The sequence below is a fragment of the Providencia sp. PROV208 genome (genome assembly GCF_028479465.1).
Classification (GTDB): Bacteria; Pseudomonadota; Gammaproteobacteria; order Enterobacterales; family Enterobacteriaceae; genus Providencia; species Providencia alcalifaciens.
Window position 1 is genome coordinate 164,217 of sequence record NZ_JAMPNS010000010.1, and the last position, 21,169, is coordinate 185,385.

Sequence of the window (21,169 nt, forward strand, 5' to 3'; positions counted from 1 at the left end):
AGAATCTGGGTGATGTTAACTAACAATATTGAAGGTAGGTAAGATCAATGAGTCAGGTTTATAATTTCAGCGCAGGTCCAGCAATGTTACCTGTTGAAGTCATGCGCCGCGCGGAGCAAGAGTTTTGTAACTGGAAAGGTCTAGGGGTTTCTGTGATGGAAGTTAGCCATCGCGGAAAAGATTTTATTGAAGTGGCAAAAGAAGCTGAACAAGATTTACGCGACTTATTAAATATCCCTGACAATTATAAAGTTTTATTCTGTCATGGCGGTGCCCGTGCCCATTTTGCGACACTACCAATGAACTTATTAGGCGATAAAACGACGGCTGACTATATTGTTAGTGGCTATTGGTCCGAATCCGCGGCTAAAGAAGCAACAAAATATTGCACACCGAATGTGATTGACGTTGTTCAAGAAAACAATGGGGTTGTGAGTATTAAACCAATGAGTGAATGGCCGTTAAGCAAAGATGCTGCGTATGTTCACTATTGCCCAAATGAAACTATTGGTGGTTTGGCTATCCATGAAGAGCCGGATTTCCCTGCGGATAAAATTATTGTTGCAGACTACTCTTCTGCCATTTTATCCAAGCCAATTGATGTCAGTCGATATGGCGTTATTTATGCTGGTGCTCAGAAGAATATTGGACCCGCCGGTTTAACCTTAGTTATCATTCGCGAAGATTTATTAGGCAAAGCCTCACCTCAAACGCCATCCGTATTCGATTACACCGTATTGGCAAAACATGAGTCTATGTTTAATACACCTCCAACCTTTGCATGGTATTTAGCTGGTATGGTTTTCAAATGGCTAAAAGAGCAAGGTGGATTGCAAGAGATGGCAAAACGCAACTATGAAAAATCACAGTTGTTGTATAACGCAATCGATGACAGTGAATTTTATATTAACCGTGTAGCAGTTGAAAATCGCTCTTGGATGAACGTACCATTTCAAATGCAAAACCCTGCATTAGATGCAACTTTTATTGAAGGTGCGAAAGATCAAGGATTGTTATCACTGAAAGGTCATAAGGTTTCAGGCGGAATGCGGGCTTCAATTTACAATGCGATGCCTCTAGCCGGTGTTCAAGCACTCGTTGATTTTATGGCGGACTTTGAACGTCACCACGCATAATTTATTCAGTTCTATTTGAGCCGGTTTGTTTAGGAAGAACATTCCGGCTTATTAATTTAAATAATGATAAAAAAGTAGCAAACGACATCGGAGAAATCACTTTTTATGCAATCCCTGACATTACAACCTATCTCTTCAATTAGTGGCACCATTAATCTGCCGGGGTCAAAAAGTGTCTCCAACCGCGCGCTTCTTTTAGCCGCTATGGCGAAAGGCACTACGGTACTGACTAACTTATTAGACAGTGATGATATTCGCCATATGCTGAATGCATTAAGCTTACTTGGCGTTAAATATCAATTATCAGCGGATAAAACACGCTGCGAAGTTGAAGGTATTGATGGCTGTTTATCGCATAAGGGTGAGTTAGAAATCTTTTTAGGCAATGCAGGAACGGCCATGCGTCCTTTAACGGCGGCACTTTCATTATGTCCAAATGATATTATTTTGACTGGTGAGCCGCGTATGAAAGAGCGACCAATTGGTCACTTAGTGGATGCCTTAAGAGAAGGCGGTGCTGAAATCGATTATCTTGAACAAGAGAATTATCCGCCAATGCGCTTAAAAGGGGGCTTTGTTGGTGGACATATTTCGGTAGATGGTTCAGTTTCTAGTCAATTTTTAACGGCATTACTGATGGCTGCACCTTTAGCGGCTCAAGATACGGTGATCTCTATTGCGGGTGACTTAGTATCGAAACCGTATATCGACATCACACTGGCATTAATGAAAACATTCGGTGTGGATGTGGAAAATCACCAATACCAAAAATTTGTGATTAAAGGCCAGCAACAATATTTGTCTCCAGGGGAGTACCTCGTTGAAGGTGATGCATCTTCTGCTTCCTATTTCCTTGCAGCGGCAGCTATCAAAGGCGGTGTAGTCCGAGTTACTGGCATTGGTCGTAACAGCTTACAGGGCGATACAAAGTTTGCTAACGTTTTGGAAAAAATGGGAGCAATTATCCGCTGGGGGGATGATTACGTTGAATGTGAGCGTGGAACGCTAAACGGAATCGATATGGATATGAACGCTATTCCCGATGCAGCGATGACTATCGGAACGGTCGCTTTATTTGCAAACGGTGAGACGGTGATTCGTAATATCTATAATTGGCGAGTAAAGGAAACTGATCGCTTATATGCAATGGCAACTGAGCTACGTAAAGTGGGGGCGGAAGTGGAGGAAGGGCACGATTTTATTCGTGTGACGCCACCGAAGCAGCTGAAACACGCTGAAATTGAAACCTACAACGATCATCGCATTGCAATGTGCTTCTCACTGGTTGCACTTTCAAATACCCCTGTGACGATTTTAGATCCGGGATGTACCGCAAAAACATTCCCAGATTATTTCCAGCAACTTGCGCGATTAAGCCACTAGCGTAATGAGATTGGTTGATAAGCATCAATGAGTTATCAACCAATTTTTATTTTGCTTTTTTCTTATCTTTACCTATTTTTATTCCTGACAAGTCCACCTGTATATTTCACAAAATCGTTGAGTAGGTATAATATCCCCCACAGATTTTAATTGCGGGTAGCTTAGGCTATTTGCAGAAAAGGAGATTTTTTATGGTGGCTATTGCCCCTGTAATCACCGTTGATGGACCAAGCGGAGCGGGTAAAGGAACCCTTTGCCAAGCATTAGCAAATGAATTTGGATGGCAACTCTTAGACTCTGGTGCAATTTACCGCGTGTTAGCATTAGCGGCTCTGCATCACCATGTTGATATTCAATCCGAAGATGCGTTAGTACCTTTAGCTGCAAATTTAGATGTCCGTTTTGTGCCTGAAGAAAATCGATTGAAAGTCATTCTCGAAGGTGAAGATGTGTCTAATGAAATTAGACAAGAAACCGTTGGGAACACAGCATCACAAGCAGCGACTTTTCCGCGTGTTCGTGAGGCTCTATTAAGACGTCAGCGAGCCTTTAGAATGATGCCTGGCTTAATTGCGGATGGCAGAGATATGGGAACCGTTGTTTTTCCTGATGCGCCAGTGAAAATTTTTCTGGATGCTTCAGCAGAAGAACGAGCTCACCGCCGGATGAAGCAGTTGCAGGAGAAGGGGTTTGATGTTAATTTCGAGCGACTTTTAACCGAAATTCAAGAGCGCGATTATCGAGATCGTAACCGTCCGGTAGCGCCGCTCATTGCCGCGAAAGATGCATTAGTGCTGGATTCCACAAGTATGTCTATTGAGGAAGTTATTGAAAAAGCACGAACCTACGCGAAAAAAATTCTACAATTATCGTGATAATAGGCTTTATTTTAGCTTATAATTAGATAATATACTCAATTACCTCCATGCTGGTCATTTTCTAGCATGGTTAAAACTTTGCGACAAGGAATGTTGTGGAGTATGTGAAACAACCCCATTTGGCGGGATGCTATGTGGACGTTAATATAAGACACTTGAAGATCATTAATATGACTGAATCTTTTGCTCAACTCTTTGAAGAATCCCTGCAGAATATTGAAACTCGTCCAGGTTCTATTGTACGCGGTACAGTAGTTGCTATCGATAAAGACGTAGTACTGGTAGACGCAGGTCTTAAATCAGAATCTGCTATCCCAGTAGAACAGTTCAAAAATGCTCAGGGTGAGCTGGAAATCCAAGTTGGCGACGAAATCGATGTAGCTCTGGATGCAGTAGAAGATGGTTTCGGTGAAACTATCCTGTCTCGTGAGAAAGCGAAACGTCATGAAGCATGGCTGATGCTGGAAAAAGCTTACGAAGAAGCTGAAACTGTAACTGGTGTTATCAACGGTAAAGTTAAAGGTGGTTTCACTGTAGAACTGAACGGTATTCGTGCGTTCTTACCAGGTTCACTGGTAGATGTACGTCCAGTTCGTGATACTACTCACTTGGAAGGCAAAGAGCTTGAGTTCAAAGTAATCAAGCTGGATCAGAAACGCAACAACGTTGTTGTTTCTCGTCGTGCTGTAATTGAATCTGAAAGCAGCGCTGAGCGCGATCAACTGCTGGAAAACCTGCAAGAAGGCATGGAAGTTAAAGGTATCGTTAAGAACCTTACTGACTACGGTGCATTCGTTGATCTGGGCGGTGTTGACGGCCTGCTGCACATCACTGACATGGCTTGGAAACGTGTTAAACACCCAAGCGAAATCGTCAACGTTGGTGATGAAATCAATGTTAAAGTTCTGAAATTTGACCGTGAGCGCACTCGTGTTTCTCTGGGTCTGAAACAACTGGGCGAAGATCCTTGGGTCGCAATCGCTAAACGTTACCCAGAAGGTACTAAACTGACTGGTCGCGTTACTAACCTGACTGACTATGGTTGCTTCGTAGAAATCGAAGAAGGCGTTGAAGGTCTGGTTCACGTTTCAGAAATGGATTGGACTAACAAAAACATCCACCCATCTAAAGTTGTTAACGTTGGTGATGTTGTTGAAGTTATGGTTCTGGATATCGATGAAGAACGTCGTCGTATCTCTTTAGGCCTGAAACAATGCAAATCTAACCCATGGCAGCAATTTGCAGAGACTCACAACAAAGGTGACCGTGTTGAAGGTAAAATCAAGTCAATCACTGACTTCGGTATCTTCATCGGTCTGGACGGCGGCATCGATGGCCTGGTTCACCTGTCTGACATCTCCTGGAATGTTGCAGGCGAAGAAGCAGTTCGTGACTACAAAAAAGGCGACGAAATCGCAGCTGTTGTTCTGCAAGTCGACGCAGAGCGTGAGCGTATCTCTCTGGGCGTTAAACAGTTAGCTGAAGATCCATTCAACAACTACCTGGCAGCAACCAAGAAAGGCGCAATCGTTACTGGTAAAGTAATCGCAGTTGATGCTAAAGGTGCAACTGTAGAGCTGACTCTGGGCGTTGAAGGTTACCTGCGTGCATCAGAAGCTTCACGTGACCGTGTTGAAGATGCAACTCTGGTTCTGAACGTTGGTGATGATGTTGAAGCTAAATACACTGGTGTTGACCGTAAAAACCGTGTAATCAACCTGTCTGTTCGCGCTAAAGACGAAGCTGATGAGAAAGATGCTGTCGCAGCTGTGAACAAGCAAGAAGATACTGCATTCGGCAACAATGCAATGGCTGAAGCTTTCAAAGCAGCTAAAGGCGAATAATTAAGTGGGGGTAACTTCGGTTACCCCTTTGTATCGGTAGTTTAGGGAGGTACTATGACCAAGTCTGAATTAATTGAAAGACTGGCTAGCCAGCAGTCTCATCTTTCAGCGAAAACCGTTGAGGAAGCTGTAAAGGAAATACTTGAGCATATGGCTGATACGTTAGCTGAAGGCGAGCGTATTGAAGTCCGTGGATTCGGCAGTTTTTCTCTTCACTACCGTGCTCCACGTGTTGGCCGTAATCCAAAAACTGGTGACAAAGTGGAACTGGAAGGTAAATACGTTCCCCACTTCAAACCGGGTAAAGAGTTGCGTGACCGTGTAAATATTTATGGTCAATAATCGACTATAAATCTTAATTATTACTATAAAACAGCGCCTATATTTATATAGCGCTGTTTTTTTATGCCCGTACTTTTCATATTTCTCCACTGATTTCGATTTTAATAAATCATTTAGCTAATACTTTTTGCAAAGCGCTTCGCAATTAATCTTTTTCTATATACCGTATTACATTTAATTCTGGATGCGTGCTTGAAGCTCTCTATCGTCTGGGCTTTTTTATTCTTATTTATGTCTTTAACTTACCTACATGAAAATAACAGTTTGGTAGATTAAATGCAGATGGGACTATTCAGTCGTAACCTCCCAAGTACACTCTCTTATACCGAAGCGGCGACTGCGTTGATTATCGGTACGCTACCGTTACTTTTTCTATCTAAATTACCTAACTCAAATTACTATTTAGTAATTGGCACTATCTTATTGGTTACTATTATTTTTAGTTGGAAAAATAAATTTTCTCGATTTTTGTTTTTGATAGGAATGAGCTTTCTTTGGGCTTGTTGGCACGGACTTGAGATAACACAGAAAATCGATTTTTTAAGTAGTGACTATCGACAGTGGGATATCACAATAGTCAGTATCCCACTTACTCAGGATGACCCAATAAAACGCGTAAAAATAGATAGAGTTGACGGAAGACGGATTTTTCCATCCTTATATGCATCATGGAATTTCAAACAGAATGGACATGAAAATAGGTGTGCAGGGCAACAATGGCGAGTAACAGGGAAATTAAACCCTGTTCACGCCTCATTGAATGAGGGAGGGTTTGACAGGCAGCGCTATTTTATAGCGCAAAGAATGATTGGAACATTAAAAGCTAAGAATGTGGAACAAGTGAGTGTGCAGTGTTCTTTACGGCAAAACATTATTGACCAATTCAAAGAAAAAATTTTAGCTCAAAAAAATCAAGGGATTATTTACGCATTAATGTTTGGGGAAAGAGGATTAATTTCTATTGAGCACATTCAATTACTTCAATCTACGGGGCTAACCCATCTAATTGCGATTTCAGGGTTACATATTGGTATGGCTTATTTAATTGGCTATCTATGTGCTCGATTATTACAATTTTTTTTACCTATAAGATGGATAGGTGAAAATTTACCATTATTATCAGGGATGCTCTTTGCCTTGCTATATGCTTGGCTTTCTAATTTTGCGATTCCGGCAACTCGAGCAATATTTGCATTATTGTTATGGCTCTATGTTCGTAAGCAGTCATTTTATTGCTTTTCATGGCAATGGGCCATTTGGAGTATTGCAAGTATTCTATGGTTTGACCCGCTTGCTATTCTTTCTGATAGCTTTTGGTTATCCAGTTTTGCTGTATTAGCTATTCTATATTGGTTCCGTATTTTTCCTATACCATTAGTATTTAATCGTCACCCACTATTCAGGAGAGTGGTTCCTCTCATTCATTTGCAAATTGGGCTATTGATTTTATTAATTCCGATCCAAGTATTGTTATTTAAAGGGATTAACGTGATGAGCCTATTTGCTAACTTATGGTTTGTTCCGTTAATCACATGGGGTGTTGTTCCAATTGTCTTTGGTATATTACTGTTTCCTATCAATGCTTGGCATAATATTGCATTTAGATTTATCGATAAAGTTATTGAAATTGGATTAGAGCCCCTTGTTTACTTAAATAGTTTTTGGGTGGAAATTAATGCAATTTCAATTTATATCGTACTTTTTTGCGGGTCTTTTGCTTTCATTCTTTTATTCGGTTGGTATCGAAATTACCTTGGGCTATTAATTTGCTTCATAGTGATGCTCTTTTTCACACAAAGTAAAAATCAGCATCAAGAGCATGATTGGTGTCTCATTCTGTTGGATATTGGGCATGGACTCGCTGCTATTATGGTGCAAAATCAACAAGGGGTTTTATATGATACTGGTAATCGTTGGAATAAGGGAAGTAATGCGAAACAGCAGATCATTCCATTTTTGAAACATCACCAAGTCATTCCTATTCATGCAATATTAAGCCACAATCATCTTGATCACACTGGTGGTGTATCCGATTTAATTAAGCAATATCCATGGCTAAGTTTACGTAGCAGTTTCGGGCAGCCGCGTCACCTTCCATGCTACCAAGGGCAAAATTGGCAGTGGGGTAAGCTCCGATTTGATATTTTGTGGCCAAAGAAACTCGCGGAGACATCACATAATAATGACTCTTGCGTAATACAAGTCAGTGATGGCTATCGGCAATTATTACTGACCGGAGATTTAGAGAAAGAAGGTGAGAAAAGTTTAGTGATGCAAGATAAGTATTCTCTCAAAGCGGATATTTTATTTGTTCCTCATCACGGAAGTAGCACATCTTCAACGCCTTTATTTATTCGAAAAGTACAGCCAACTCTCGCATTAGTCTCTTCAGCACGCTATAGCCCGTGGAAAATTCCATCAGACAAAGTGTATTTGCGCTATGCTAAACATAATATTCAATGGCTAAATACAGCTGAGGAAGGTCAGATAACAATATGTTTTAAAAAAGAAAAAATGAAAATATCACGTTACAGAAAGGACATTAATCCCCGTTGGTATCATCTGTGGTTTGGTGATCGCCAATTTCCCTAGTAGAATAGTGCGCTTACATTAAGTCTGGTAATAAAAGAATGAATGATCAAGACCTATCGACAAAACAAACATTTAAGCGCCTATGGCCAACCATTGCGCCTTTTAAAATTGGGTTAGTTGTTGCCGCAATTGCGCTTATCATTAACGCGGCAGGTGATGCGTTTATGATTTCTTTACTTAAGCCATTATTGGATGATGGTTTTGGTAAAGCGGATAATGACACGTTAAAGTGGCTACCTCTCGCGATTCTAGGATTGATGGTCGTGCGTGGGTCTTCAAGTTATGTCTCCACCTACTGCGTTTCTTGGGTTTCAGGAAAAGTCGTCATGAGCATGCGCCAAAAATTATTTGGTCACATGATGGGAATGCCAGTAAGCTATTTTGACCAGCAATCAACGGGAACTCTGTTATCGCGGATTACATATGATTCAGAGCAAGTTGCCTCCTCTGCATCTGGTGCGCTCATTACCATTATTCGCGAAGGCACTTATATCATCGCGTTATTTGGGATCATGTTTTATAACAGCTGGCAGTTATCGCTGATTTTGATTGCTATTGCGCCAATTGTCTCTATAACCATTCGTGTTGTTTCTAAACGTTTTCGCAAAATCAGTAAAAACATGCAAACCGGTATGGGGCATGTGACTACTAGTGCTGAGCAGATGTTAAAAGGGCACAAAGAAGTACTCATTTTTGGTGGTCAAAAAGTTGAAACAGAACGTTTTAATAAGGTTAGCAATAATATGCGCCGCCAAAACATGAAGATGGTTAGCGCCTCAGCTATCTCTGACCCTATTGTTCAGATGATTGCTTCTTTTGCATTGGCTTTTGTTTTATATGCGGCGAGCTTTCCTGAGATTAAAGATCAATTATCACCAGGTACAATCGGTGTGGTTTTCTCATCTATGTTTGCGTTAATGCGCCCACTAAAATCACTGACTAACGTGAATGCACAATTCCAACGTGGAATGGCTGCATGCCAAACGTTATTTGCGATTTTAGATACTGAAAAAGAAAAAGATGAAGGAACAAAAGTTCTGAGCGATGTGAAGGGCGATATTGAATTCGATTCTGTTACTTTTACATATCAAACCAAAGAGCATCCTGCTTTAGAGGATGTGTCTTTCACATTACCTGCGGGTAAATCAGTGGCTTTGGTAGGGCGTTCAGGATCGGGTAAATCGACTATTGCTAACTTAATTACTCGCTTTTATGACATTGATAAGGGCAGTATTCGTATCGATGGTCATGATATTCGAGATTACACTTTGCAGTCTTTGCGTAGCCAGGTCGCTTTAGTATCTCAGCACGTTTATTTATTCAATGATACTGTGGCAAATAATATTGCCTATGCCACCGATGGACGATACAGCCGAGCAGAAATTGAAAAAGCAGCTGAAATGGCATATGCCATGGACTTTATCAAAAAGCTGGATAATGGCCTAGATACCATGATTGGTGAGAATGGAGTGATGCTTTCCGGTGGTCAACGCCAGCGTATTGCGATTGCTCGTGCGTTATTGCGTGATGCACCAATCTTGATTCTTGATGAAGCAACATCCGCTTTGGACACTGAATCTGAGCGAGCAATTCAAGCAGCACTGGATGAATTACAAAAAAATAGAACATCATTGGTTATTGCTCACCGCTTATCCACGATTGAAAATGCGGATCAAATCTTGGTTGTACAAGATGGGCATATCATTGAGCGTGGTGACCATGCAACGTTATTAGCGAAAAATGGCGCATACGCGCAATTGCATAGGATCCAATTTAAGAATGATTGAACGCATTTGGTCCGGTAAATCATGGCTTTATATTTTACTACTTCCATTATCTTTTCTGTATGGATTGATAACGTTAGTTCGCCATCTTGGTTATAAAACCGGACTATTTCGTTCATGGAAATCCCCTGTACCTGTTGTGGTTGTGGGGAATTTAACCGCAGGGGGAAATGGAAAAACCCCTGTTGTAATTTGGTTGGTTGAGTCACTGAGCAAACAAGGCGTGCGTGTTGGGGTTGTTTCGCGTGGATATGGCGGAAAGTCTGATCATTATCCCTTAGTTCTTAATCAAAACACGACGACCGCCGTTGCTGGGGATGAGCCTGTTCTTATTTATCACCGCACTCATGTTCCTGTGGCAGTGGCACCGAAACGCAGTGATGCAATTAAAGCATTACTCGATAATTTTCAGTTAGATATCATTATTACTGACGATGGTTTACAGCATTATGCACTACAGCGCGACTATGAAATTGTCGTCATCGATGGGCAACGTCGTTTTGGTAATGGTTGGTGGCTGCCCGCAGGACCTATGCGTGAGCGTGCTGGACGATTAAAGACAGTTAATGCCTTGATCGTTAATGGTGGACACCCTGATTTAAATGAAACGCTTATGTCTCTTGAAGGTGATATTGCCGTTAATTTGGTCACGGGAGAAAAGCGCCAAGTGACAGAACTTAAAAATGTGGTCGCAATGGCAGGAATAGGTCATCCACCTCGATTTTTCTCCTCTCTAGAAAGTAAAGGGTTAATATTAGCGAATACTCAAGCTTTTTCTGATCATCAAGCTTATAGTCAACAACAATTGGCAGATTTAGTGGATGAAAACCAAAATTTACTGATGACAGAAAAGGACGCTGTAAAATGCCAAACCTTTGCACAATCCAATTGGTGGTATCTTCCAGTAGAAGCGAATATTGATAAAACAGGCGAAAAACGAATCTTAAGTGAAATAAAATCACTTATCTGAAATAAAACCACTTGCTTTTAGGATTAATTTCAGATAATAATACCCGCAATGTGATGCAGATCTACTTATTATGTACCAAGTTGCAATACATTAATAAATGGATTATTTGCTAGCTTTAATTTTACGACCCGTTCTTGAGTTAGTCACTTATCCCCGTAATACACTGCTTACACCGCTATTTCGTGTTGTCATCATAATGTCAAAATAGACTGTTAAGTTCACGGTAAATGTATGGTGCCTGATACCTACACTTGGGTCGTTATAAGATATGCATAAACATTTGATGCATAAATTGGTTAAGTTAATTACTCTTAATTATGTTAATAGATCGGCATGAATAGATCGGAATGAACCGATCGCTTTGAATCATTCAGCAAGATAAATGGAATAACGAGTAGAGAGTAATGATACAAATATAAAAAATTGTTCTCAGAACAAGAAGGAGTTTCAATATGAATTTTCAATTACATATGGGTCGAGTTAAATGGTTTGATGCAAAAGAAGGTTACGGTTTTATTTCACCTCGTAATGGTGGTGATGATATTTTCGTGACAACCAAATCACTTGCGAATAAAAAAATCAAATCATTATTTGAAGGCCAAAACGTCGAGTTCTCTGTTACTCGCAATTCAGATGGCATAACGGCAAGAGACGTTATCGCTTACTAATTGAATTTTTAACAGAAATATTTCTCCTGCGCTATCCTCTCATTCCCTTGCAGGAGATCTTAATAAGCAAGAATAGAGTTAACGGTGATACCTGCATGTGATATCCTGACGCCAAGTGAGTTTAAATCCATTTGGGAGAAAACATGGATCACCGTTTACTTGAAATTGTTGCTTGCCCATCCTGTCACGGCAAACTCAGTTACAACAAAGAAAACCTCGAATTAATCTGCAAATTTGATCATCTCGCCTTTCCAGTTCGTGATGGTATTCCTGTACTACTTGAAAATGAAGCGCGTAAAGTGGCTTTAGACGAAGGACAGTAATCCGATGTTTACCGTCATTATTCCTGCACGTTATGCTTCAACACGATTACCGGGTAAGCCTTTAGCAGATATTCACGGTAAACCGATGGTTGTTCGTGTCATGGAGCAAGCGATTAAGTCAGGCGCGAGCCGAGTGATTATTGCTACGGACCATCCTGATGTTGCTGCCGCAGTGATTGCGGCGGGTGGTGAAGCTTGCATGACTAATCCTGATCACCAGTCGGGTACTGAGCGGCTAGCTGAAGTGATTGACACTTATGGTTTCTCTGATGATGAAATTATTGTCAATGTACAAGGTGATGAGCCACTGATCCCACCTGAAATTATTCGCCAAGTAGCTCAAAATTTGCGAGGTAGCCAAGCTAATATGGGAACGCTGGCAGTGCCTATCCACAGTGCACAAGAAGCGTTTAATCCGAATGCGGTGAAAGTGGTGATGGATAAAGATGGCTATGCACTTTATTTTTCTCGTGCCACCATCCCTTGGGATAGAGACCAATTCGCGAAAAGTAAAGAGACCATTGGCGATACTTTCTTACGCCATATTGGTATCTACGCCTATCGTGCTGGGTTTATTCGTCGCTATATTGCTTGGGATGCAAGCCCACTCGAAAAAATCGAAATGTTAGAACAACTTCGAGTACTGTGGTATGGCGAAAAAATTCATGTTGCGGTTGCAGAAAAAGCACCGGGAGCTGGCGTGGATACCCCAGAAGACCTCGAATTAGTTAGACAAGAATTTCAGCCATAATTTCAATAGGAGATCATGGCTTATTTAGTAGAAGGGGGAGCTCAATGAGTTCCCCCTTTGTATTTTAATCAGTTTGATTTTCATCGAGTGGCTGAGTGTTGTCGGGCTTCAAATGCCACCAAATGGAGCCCAGTAGCTCATACCATGCGCGTTCACTATGACTAAAATAATACGCCGAAGGAATATAACGTTCCCATGGATTCAGATCGCTGGTGATAACTAATTGGTTAGCAGGCGCGGGATAAGGCTGCATACCACGTCCTGTAAACATTTTTAAGGCTCTAGGCAAATGATTAGCAGACGTTACTAGTAGAAATGGCTGCTTTCCAATGATTTTTTCCACTTCATAGGCTTCTTCTTGTGTATCTTTCGGTTCCATCAATGGAATGGTATCTGCCGCGGGAACGCCTAAAGATTGAGCGACCATGGAGGCGACTTCAGCGCTGCTAATAGGACTACTCGCTTTTCCACCAGTAAAAATTAATTTACTACCAGGATGCTGTAAATAAAGCCGTACTCCTTCAGTGACACGAGGCAAACTATTACTCAGTAAATTCGAGCTTGGACTCCAGTCTGGGTTGTAGGTAAATCCACCGCCTAAAACAACAATGTATTTTATATCCTGCGGTGGATTGGTCGTGATGAGTTCATAGCGTTTATTATAAGGACCTTCAACGGGTGCCAGTAGCTTGTCCGAAATAGGCTGCAATCCGAGTAATGCAATAACGAATAAGCTGATGGTGACCAAGGATTTTCCACTTTTTTGCCAGCGAGTAAACCACAATAAAATTAGCCCGATTGCGCCTAATATCAGCAGCAAAGGTAAGGGCATCAACAGTGAGCCAACATATTTTTTTAGCAGAAATAGCATAGAAAGCCTGTCATGAAAATATTGTAAGGGAATAGGGTCAAATGTAGCCGCATCAGCAATAAAATGCCATGTAAAATAAATCGGATACAAAATAAAGTACTATGCAAAAACAGCTTGATTATCTGTTATAATTCTTGGTTTTGATACGCTGTAAATAACTCATGATAGGTAATTGGAAAGCAGATGGCAGACCGCAACTTTGATGATATTGTCGATAAATTTGCAAAAAATATTTATGGCACGACAAAAGGAAAAATTCGTGAAGCGGTGGTTTGGCAAGATCTTAACCAGTTACTGGAAACGCATTTTCAAGGTCGTTCATTACGTATATTAGATGCGGGTGGGGGCGAAGGTCACTTTTCCAGAAAATTAGCGGCGATGGGGCATCAGGTTATTCTTTGCGATTTATCCGAAGAAATGTTAGAACGGGCATCGGTGCTTGCTGATGAGCAAGGAATTAGCGAGAATATCAGCTTCATTCATTGCGCCGTACAAGACATTGCTCAACACCTTGATGAACCTGTTGATTTTGTTTTATTCCACGCAGTACTTGAATGGATTAGCGATCAAAAATATGCATTAGAGCAACTGGCGGATATAATCAGACCAGAAGGCATATTTTCTGTCATGTTCTATAATGCAAATGGCTTGGTGATGCGTAATGCAATTTTAGGTAATTTTCATCTCGCAACTCCTCACATTCAACGTCGCCGTAAACGCTCGTTATCGCCACAAAATCCGCTTTTCCCTCAACAGGTTGATGAGTGGCTCATTGGTTGCGGGATGGACATTCTAGGTAAAAGTGGCGTCAGAGTGTTCCATGATTATTTGCAAAGTAGACAATTACAACAAAAAGATTTTCCAGCGTTATTGGCGCTTGAACAACAATATTGTCGTGAAGAACCCTATATCAGCATGGGACGATATATACATGTCATGGCACGCAAACAAACCCAAAAGGACGATTTATGAGTGATTTTTCCCAGACCGTCCCTGAACTCGTGTCTTGGGCACGAAAAAATGACTTTGCGATTTCCCTTCCGCCAGAACGCTTAGCATTTTTGCTAGCAGTGGCTGTGCTTAACAGCGAGCGGGTTAATGGTGAAATGAGTGAAGGGGAGCTGGTAGATGCGTTTCGCGAAGTGTGTAAAGGCTTCGAGCAGACCACGGAATCACTGGCAGTGAGAGCGAATAACGCCATCAACGACATGGTTCGCCAAAAAATATTTAACCGCTTTGCCAGCGATGTTGTCGAAGGCAACGCAATTTATCGCCTAACGCCACTCGGCATTGGCATCAGTGATTACTATATTCGTCAACGTGAGTTCTCAACGTTAAGATTGTCGATGCAGTTATCGATTGTAGCGGGAGAGCTACAGCGTGCAGCGGAATCAGCGGAGGAAGGTGGTGATGAATTTTACTGGCACCGTCATGTTTTCGCGCCATTAAAGTATTCAGTCGCTGAAATTTTTGACAGTATTGATTTGTCACAGCGAATTATGGATGAGCAACAAAACAGTGTTAAAGACGATATTGCTGCGTTATTAAACCAAGATTGGCAAGCCGCGATTGCGAACTGTGAACAGTTATTATCTGAAACGTCTGGCACACTCAGAGAATTACAAGATACCTTAGAAGCTGCGGGTGACAAATTACAGGCGAATTTATTGCGTATTCAAGAAGCGAATATGAGTGCGCCACAGTTTTCAGAAATGGTTGATAGGCTTATCTTTGATTTACAAAACAAATTAGACCGTATTGTCAGCTGGGGACAGCAATCCATCGATTTATGGATTGGATATGACCGGCATGTTCACAAATTTATCCGTACTGCGATTGATATGGATAAAAACCGCATATTTTCTCAACGTTTACGTCAATCTGTACAGCAGTACCTCGATAGACCTTGGGCACTCACCTATGCCAATGCGGACAGGCTTTTTGATATGCGTGACGAGGAGTTGGCTCTTCATGATCAAGAGGTGATGGGAGAACTGCCTCCTGAACTGGAATTTGAAGAGTTTAGTGAACTGAATGACCAACTTGCGGCGTTAATTGAAGCGCAACTTGCGTTTTATAAAACGGATAACAAACCGCTGGATGTCGGTCACGTATTACAGAATTACTTGAAGCAATACCCGCAAAAACGCCATTTTGACGTTGCGCGTATTATTATTGATCAAGCTGTAAAACTAGGTATCGCAGAGGCTGATCTGGCGGGATTACCGGCAGAATGGCGTGCTATTAATGATCACGGAGCCAAGGTACAGGCACATGTCATCGACAAATATTGAACAATTTATGCCAGTAAAACTGGCTCAAGCACTAGCTAATCCTATTTTTCCTGAGCTTGACAGCCAGTTGCGTGCGGGTCGCCACATCAGTATTGATGACCTAGATAACCACGCATTTTTAATGGATTTTCAGGAATCGTTAGAACAATTTTATGCTCGCTATAATGTTGAGCTGATCCGAGCGCCAGAAGGTTTTTTCTATTTACGCCCACGTTCAAGCACCTTAATACCTCGTTCTGTTTTGTCTGAATTAGACATGATGGTAGGTAAAATTCTGTGTTATCTCTATTTGAGCCCTGAACGTTTGACTAATCAAGGTATCTTTACCTCTCAAGAGCTGTTTGAAGAGTTATTGTCGTTGGCCGACGAAAGCAAATTATTGAAATTTGTTAATCAACGTTCTACGGGGTCAGACCTTGATAAACAAAAATTGCAGGAAAAACTGAGAACGTCCTTAAACCGTTTACGTCGTTTAGGTATGGTCTACTTCCTGCAAAATGACTCCAGTAAATTTATTATTAATGAGTCGGTATTCCGCTTTGGTGCAGACGTGCGCAGTGGTGATAACCCACAGGAAGCACAATTACGCATGATCCGTGATGGTGAAGCGGTTTCCCTTGAAGGGGAATTATCACTAAGAGACAGTGATGAAGAAGACACGGATGAGAGTCATGATCTGGCTGACAGTGAAGAGGATGAACAAGAATGATTGAACGCGGAAAATTTCGCTCACTGACGCTGGTGAACTGGAACGGCTTTTTTGCTCGTACATTTGACCTTGATGAACTCGTTACCACCCTATCTGGAGGAAATGGTGCTGGTAAATCCACGACCATGGCGGCTTTTATTACCGCGATGATCCCTGATTTAACCTTACTGCATTTTCGTAATACTACCGAAGCAGGGGCGACCTCAGGCTCTCGTGATAAAGGATTACACGGAAAATTGCGTCCAGGCGTCTGCTATGCGGTACTCGATGTTTTAAACTCTAAACACCAACGTGTTATGGTCGGTGTTCGCTTACAGCAAGTCGCGGGACGTGATAAGAAAGTCGATATCAAACCGTTTATGATTCAAGGTGTGCCGCTAGCGACCGTACCAACCGAAGTGTTAACGGAAGTGTTTGAAGGGCGCCAAGCAAAAGTTATTCCGTTGAATGACGTGAAAGAACGCGTAGAAAAACAAGAAGGCATCCAGTTTAAGCAATTTAACTCCATCACGGATTATCACTCTGTTTTATTTGAATTGGGTGTGCTGCCAAAACGCCTACGTTCAGCGGGCGATCGTAGTAAATATTATCGTTTAATTGAGGCCTCTCTTTACGGTGGTATTTCCAGCGCCATTACTCGCTCACTTCGTGATTATTTATTACCGGAAAACAGCGGAGTACGTAAAGCTTTCCAAGATATGGAAGCCGCATTACGTGAAAACCGCTTAACGTTGGAAGCGATCCGCGTTACCCAATCTGACCGTGATTTATTTAAACATTTGATTAGTGAAGCCACAGACTATGTGTCTGCGGACTATATGCGTCATTCAAACGAACGCCGAATTCACTTAGATGCAGCATTAGCTGCGCGTAACGAGCTGTATAGCAGCCGTAAGCAGCTACGAATTGAACAGGTTCGTAGTGTGGAAATGGCGCGTGAATTGAATGAGCAGAATGAAGCCTCTACAGAAATTGAAGCAGACTTCCAAGCCGCCAGTGACCATTTAAATCTGGTACAAGCGGCTTTGCGTCATCAAGAAAAAATCGATCGTTATCAAGCAGATATTGAAGAGTTAACTTATCGTCTTGAAGAGCAAAGTGAAGTCGTTGCTGAAGCAACTGAAAAGCATGAAGAGCTCGATGCTCGTGCTCAAGCCGCAGAGATAGAAGTCGATGAACTGAAAAACCAGCTGGCGGATTACCAACAAGCATTGGATGTACAGCAAACTCGCGCTATCCAATATCAACAAGCACTGCATGCGTTGAACCGTGCTCGTGAGTTGTGTCAGTTACCTGATCTTTCGATTGAAAACGTCGATGAATGGTTAGAAACCTTTGAAGCTAAAGAGCAGCAAGCGACAGAAGCGCTATTAGCATTAGAGCAAAAAATGAGTGTAGCAGATGCCGCTCATAGTCAGTTTGAACAAGCCTATCAGTTAGTGAAAGCGATGCTTGGTGATGTGAGCCGTGGCGATGCTTATCAGCACGCTCGCACATTATTACGTGACTGGTCATCGCAACAGCATTTAGCGGAGCGTGTGCAGCCGCTACGTATGCAATTATCTGAGCTACAACAACGTTTAGACAGTCAGCGTAATGCGGAAAAATTACTGAGTGAATTCTGTAAGCGCTATGGTCAAAGCGTCGAACCAGATGAACTTGATGCATTGATGGCAGAGCTTGAAATTCTCCAAGAAGAACTTAGCACCGGCGTTAATGAAAGCGGTGAAAGACGCATGCAAATGCGTCAAGAGCTGGAACAAATTCGCCAGCGTATTAGCCTGCTTTCCGCGAAAGCCCCTGCATGGATTATGGCGCAAGAGGCGTTAACTCAGCTGAATGAACAATCCGGTGAAAGCTTCGAAAATAGCACTGAAGTCACTGAGTTCATGCAACAGCTTCTTGAGCAAGAACGCGAAATTACCGTTGAGCGTGATGAAGTAGCAGCTCAACGTCGTGATCTGGACAAACAAATTGAGCGATTGAGCCAACCAAGTGGTGCCGAAGATGGACGTATGTTGGCACTGGCGGAGCGTTTCAACGGGGTACTGTTATCGGAAATTTATGATGATATTACCATCGAAGACGCTGCGTATTTCTCAGCACTGTATGGTCCGGCTCGTCACGGTATTGTGGTACAAGACCTTGCCATTGTGCGTGAGCAGTTAGAAAACTTACAAGATTGTCCTGACGATGTGTATTTCATCGAAGGGGACCCTTCTTCTTTCGATGACAGTGTTTTTGACGCTCAAGAATTTGAAAATGCGGTACTGGTGCGTTCATCGGAACGTCAGTGGCGTTATTCTCGTTACCCAGAATTACCCCTGTTTGGTCGTGCTGCCCGTGAAAGCCATTTAGAGTCGTTGAGTGCGGAGCGTGATGAGTTGGCTGAGCGTTATGCCACTTTATCGTTTGACGTGCAAAAAATTCAGCGAGCCCATCAGGCGTTTAGCCGCTTCATTGGGCAACATATTTCAGTGGCGTTTGAAGCCGATCCTGAAGCGGAAATTCGGACATTAAATCAGAAACGTACCGAATTAGAACGTCGCTTAAACCAGTTTGAAGAGCAAACTCAGCAGCAACGTCAACAGTTTGCTCAAGGCAAAGAAAACTTACTGGCATTAAACCGCTTATTGCCACAAGTAAATCTGTTAATGGATGAAACGCTGGTCGATCGTGTCGAAGAAATCCGTGAAGAGCTTTCAGAGGCAGAAGAAGCCGCGCATTTCATCAATAAACACGGTAATAATCTGGCTAAATTGGAGCCGATTGTGACGGTGTTACTCAGCGATCCTGAACAACATGATCAGCTGCGTAAAGATTATGAATTGGCGAAACATACTCAGCAAAATGCGAAGCAACAAGCCTTTGCGTTAGTCGAAGTGGCGCAGCGCCGCGCTCACTTTAGTTACAGTGATTCGACGGGGATGGTCAACGAAAATGCAGATTTGAATGAAAAATTGCGTCAACGTTTAGAACATGCTGAGGCAGACAGAACCCGTGCTCGTGAGCAATTGCGTCAGCAACAAGCACAAAGCACCCAATATCATCAAGTTTTAGCCTCACTGCGCAGTTCATTCGACACCAAGCAAGAGATGTTGAAAGAACTTGAAGCAGAAATGCAAGAAATGGGCGTGAAAGCGGATCCCGATGCGCAAGAGCGAGCGAGTATTCGCCGTGATGAATTACATCAATCCGTTATGGCAAACCGTAGCCGCATTAACCAGTTAGAAAAACAACTGACGTTATGTGAAGCGGAAATGGATAACCTGCAAAAACGCCTGCGTAAGCTGGAAAAAGACTATTACCAAATCCGTGAGCAAGTCGTGATGGCGAAAGCGGGCTGGTGTGCAGTCATGCGCTTGGTGAAAGATAATGGCGTTGAACGCCGTCTACATCGTCGCGAATTGGCTTATACTGATGGTGATAGTCTACGTTCGATGTCGGATAAGGCGTTAGGAGCGCTGCGTTTAGCGGTGGCGGATAACGAGCATCTGCGTGATGTACTGCGTATGTCCGAAGATCCTAAGCATCCTGAACGTAAAATTCAGTTCTTTATTGCGGTTTACCAACATCTGCGTGAGCGTATTCGCCAAGATATTATTCGTACCGATGATCCAATCGATGCGATTGAGCAGATGGAAATTGAGTTAGCGCGTCTGACGGAAGAGTTAACTGCCCGTGAGCAAAAACTGGCAATTAGCTCGAAGAGTGTGGCGAACATCATTCGTAAAACTATCCAGCGTGAGCAAAACCGTATTCGCATGTTAAACCAAGGTTTACAAGCGGTGGCATTTGGTCAGGTTAAAGGGGTTAGACTGAATGTGAATATTCGCGAAAGCCACGCCTTATTGTTGAGCGTGTTGTCAGAAGAGAGCGAACTGCACCAAGACTTGTTTACTAGCCAACGTTTAACCTTCTCTGAAGCGATGGCGAAACTGTATCAACGCCTGAACCCACAGATGGATATGGGGCAGCGTTTGCCGCAAACCATTGGTGAAGAACTGTTAGATTACCGTAACTACTTAGAGTTAGAGGTTGAAGTTAACCGTGGCTCCGATGGTTGGTTAAAGGCAGAAAGTGGGGCGTTATCAACCGGTGAAGCGATCGGTACGGGGATGTCTATCCTAGTGATGGTTGTCCAGAGCTGGGAAGAAGAGGCTCGCAGGCTGCGTGCGAAAGATATCATTCCATGCCGCCTACTGTTCTTGGATGAAGCGGCGCGTTTGGATGCAAAATCTATCGCGACCTTGTTTGAGTTATGTGACCGACTGGAAATGCAGCTAATTATTGCTGCGCCGGAAAACATCAGCCCAGAGAAAGGAACAACATATAAATTGGTACGTAAAGTGACCGGTAATACGGAACACGTTCACGTCGTTGGGTTAAAAGGTTTTGGTCAGGATAATCCAGCCCCTCAAGCATTACCTCAATAATTTATTTTTGTTTTTAGATAAAAAACCGACATGGGAAACTGTGTCGGTTTTTTATTTACTACGATAATGACTGTAATTTTTTCTTAATCCTATAAAAAAGTTAGTCATTATAATTTCAATATTCATACTTAGTTGACTATAAAAATTTTTAAATTTAATTTCTTTGCTGTTTTTAAATAACAACAAGG

16 protein-coding genes are annotated in these 21,169 nt (G+C 42.3%); 15 read left to right on the forward strand and 1 reads right to left on the reverse strand.

Features of this window, described 5'->3' with window-relative positions; translation table 11 throughout:
• Positions 1-47: 47 nt before the first annotated feature.
• The 11 genes from serC (at position 48) to kdsB (ending at position 12,671) form a co-directional block, all read left to right on the forward strand.
• On the forward strand, positions 48-1,136 hold the full coding sequence (gene serC, locus PR766_RS08600) for a 3-phosphoserine/phosphohydroxythreonine transaminase (RefSeq protein WP_006657806.1): 1,089 nt from the start codon (positions 48-50) through the stop codon (positions 1,134-1,136).
• 105 nt (positions 1,137-1,241) lie between these two features.
• Entirely contained in the window at positions 1,242-2,519 is a 1,278-nt protein-coding gene (aroA, locus tag PR766_RS08605) for a 3-phosphoshikimate 1-carboxyvinyltransferase (protein WP_006662164.1), read from the forward strand.
• A gap of 191 nt (positions 2,520-2,710) precedes the next feature.
• The gene (gene cmk, locus PR766_RS08610) at positions 2,711-3,394 is read left to right on the forward strand and encodes a (d)CMP kinase (protein ID WP_006657808.1); all 684 of its coding nucleotides are present in this window, start codon (positions 2,711-2,713) and stop codon (positions 3,392-3,394) included.
• 173 nt (positions 3,395-3,567) lie between these two features.
• Positions 3,568-5,241 (forward strand): 30S ribosomal protein S1, encoded by a 1,674-nt coding sequence (rpsA, locus tag PR766_RS08615; RefSeq protein WP_006662163.1) that lies wholly within the window; start codon positions 3,568-3,570, stop codon positions 5,239-5,241.
• Positions 5,242-5,295: 54 nt separating this feature from the next.
• The gene (gene ihfB, locus PR766_RS08620) at positions 5,296-5,583 is read left to right on the forward strand and encodes an integration host factor subunit beta (RefSeq protein ID WP_006657810.1); all 288 of its coding nucleotides are present in this window, start codon (positions 5,296-5,298) and stop codon (positions 5,581-5,583) included.
• A gap of 276 nt (positions 5,584-5,859) precedes the next feature.
• A complete protein-coding gene (locus tag PR766_RS08625) occupies positions 5,860-8,175 on the forward strand; it encodes a DNA internalization-related competence protein ComEC/Rec2 (RefSeq protein WP_154636153.1) in 2,316 nt (771 codons plus the stop codon).
• 38 nt (positions 8,176-8,213) lie between these two features.
• Positions 8,214-9,962: a lipid A ABC transporter ATP-binding protein/permease MsbA gene (gene msbA, locus PR766_RS08630; RefSeq protein WP_006657812.1), complete on the forward strand. Its 1,749-nt coding sequence runs from the start codon at positions 8,214-8,216 to the stop codon at positions 9,960-9,962.
• The gene (lpxK, locus tag PR766_RS08635) at positions 9,955-10,929 is read left to right on the forward strand and encodes a tetraacyldisaccharide 4'-kinase (protein WP_006662160.1); all 975 of its coding nucleotides are present in this window, start codon (positions 9,955-9,957) and stop codon (positions 10,927-10,929) included. Before msbA ends, lpxK begins: the two co-directional genes overlap by 8 nt.
• A gap of 452 nt (positions 10,930-11,381) precedes the next feature.
• Complete coding sequence (locus PR766_RS08640) at positions 11,382-11,597, forward strand: cold-shock protein (RefSeq protein WP_006657814.1); 216 nt, start codon at positions 11,382-11,384, stop codon at positions 11,595-11,597.
• 143 nt (positions 11,598-11,740) lie between these two features.
• A complete protein-coding gene (locus PR766_RS08645; protein WP_006657815.1) occupies positions 11,741-11,920 on the forward strand; it encodes a Trm112 family protein in 180 nt (59 codons plus the stop codon).
• 4 nt (positions 11,921-11,924) lie between these two features.
• Entirely contained in the window at positions 11,925-12,671 is a 747-nt protein-coding gene (gene kdsB, locus PR766_RS08650) for a 3-deoxy-manno-octulosonate cytidylyltransferase (RefSeq protein ID WP_036960366.1), read from the forward strand.
• Positions 12,672-12,735: 64 nt separating this feature from the next.
• Here the strand turns inward: kdsB and elyC are convergent, their stop codons facing one another.
• Positions 12,736-13,542, reverse strand: a complete 807-nt coding sequence (elyC, locus tag PR766_RS08655; protein ID WP_006662159.1) for an envelope biogenesis factor ElyC — start codon at positions 13,540-13,542, stop codon at positions 12,736-12,738.
• Positions 13,543-13,725: 183 nt separating this feature from the next.
• Between elyC and cmoM the strand changes: the two genes are divergently transcribed.
• From cmoM to mukB, 4 genes are read left to right on the forward strand one after another with little or no spacing between them, the layout of a single operon-like run.
• Complete coding sequence (cmoM, locus tag PR766_RS08660; RefSeq protein WP_006657818.1) at positions 13,726-14,514, forward strand: tRNA uridine 5-oxyacetic acid(34) methyltransferase CmoM; 789 nt, start codon at positions 13,726-13,728, stop codon at positions 14,512-14,514.
• Positions 14,511-15,836 carry a chromosome partition protein MukF gene (gene mukF, locus PR766_RS08665; RefSeq protein WP_006657819.1) on the forward strand — a complete coding sequence of 442 codons (1,326 nt, stop codon included), beginning with the start codon at positions 14,511-14,513 and terminating at the stop codon, positions 15,834-15,836. Before cmoM ends, mukF begins: the two co-directional genes overlap by 4 nt.
• Positions 15,817-16,545, forward strand: a complete 729-nt coding sequence (gene mukE, locus PR766_RS08670; protein WP_006657820.1) for a chromosome partition protein MukE — start codon at positions 15,817-15,819, stop codon at positions 16,543-16,545. The genes mukF and mukE overlap by 20 nt, the downstream gene beginning before the upstream one ends.
• The gene (gene mukB, locus PR766_RS08675; protein WP_036978752.1) at positions 16,542-20,981 is read left to right on the forward strand and encodes a chromosome partition protein MukB; all 4,440 of its coding nucleotides are present in this window, start codon (positions 16,542-16,544) and stop codon (positions 20,979-20,981) included. The genes mukE and mukB overlap by 4 nt, the downstream gene beginning before the upstream one ends.
• Positions 20,982-21,169 lie beyond the last annotated feature (188 nt).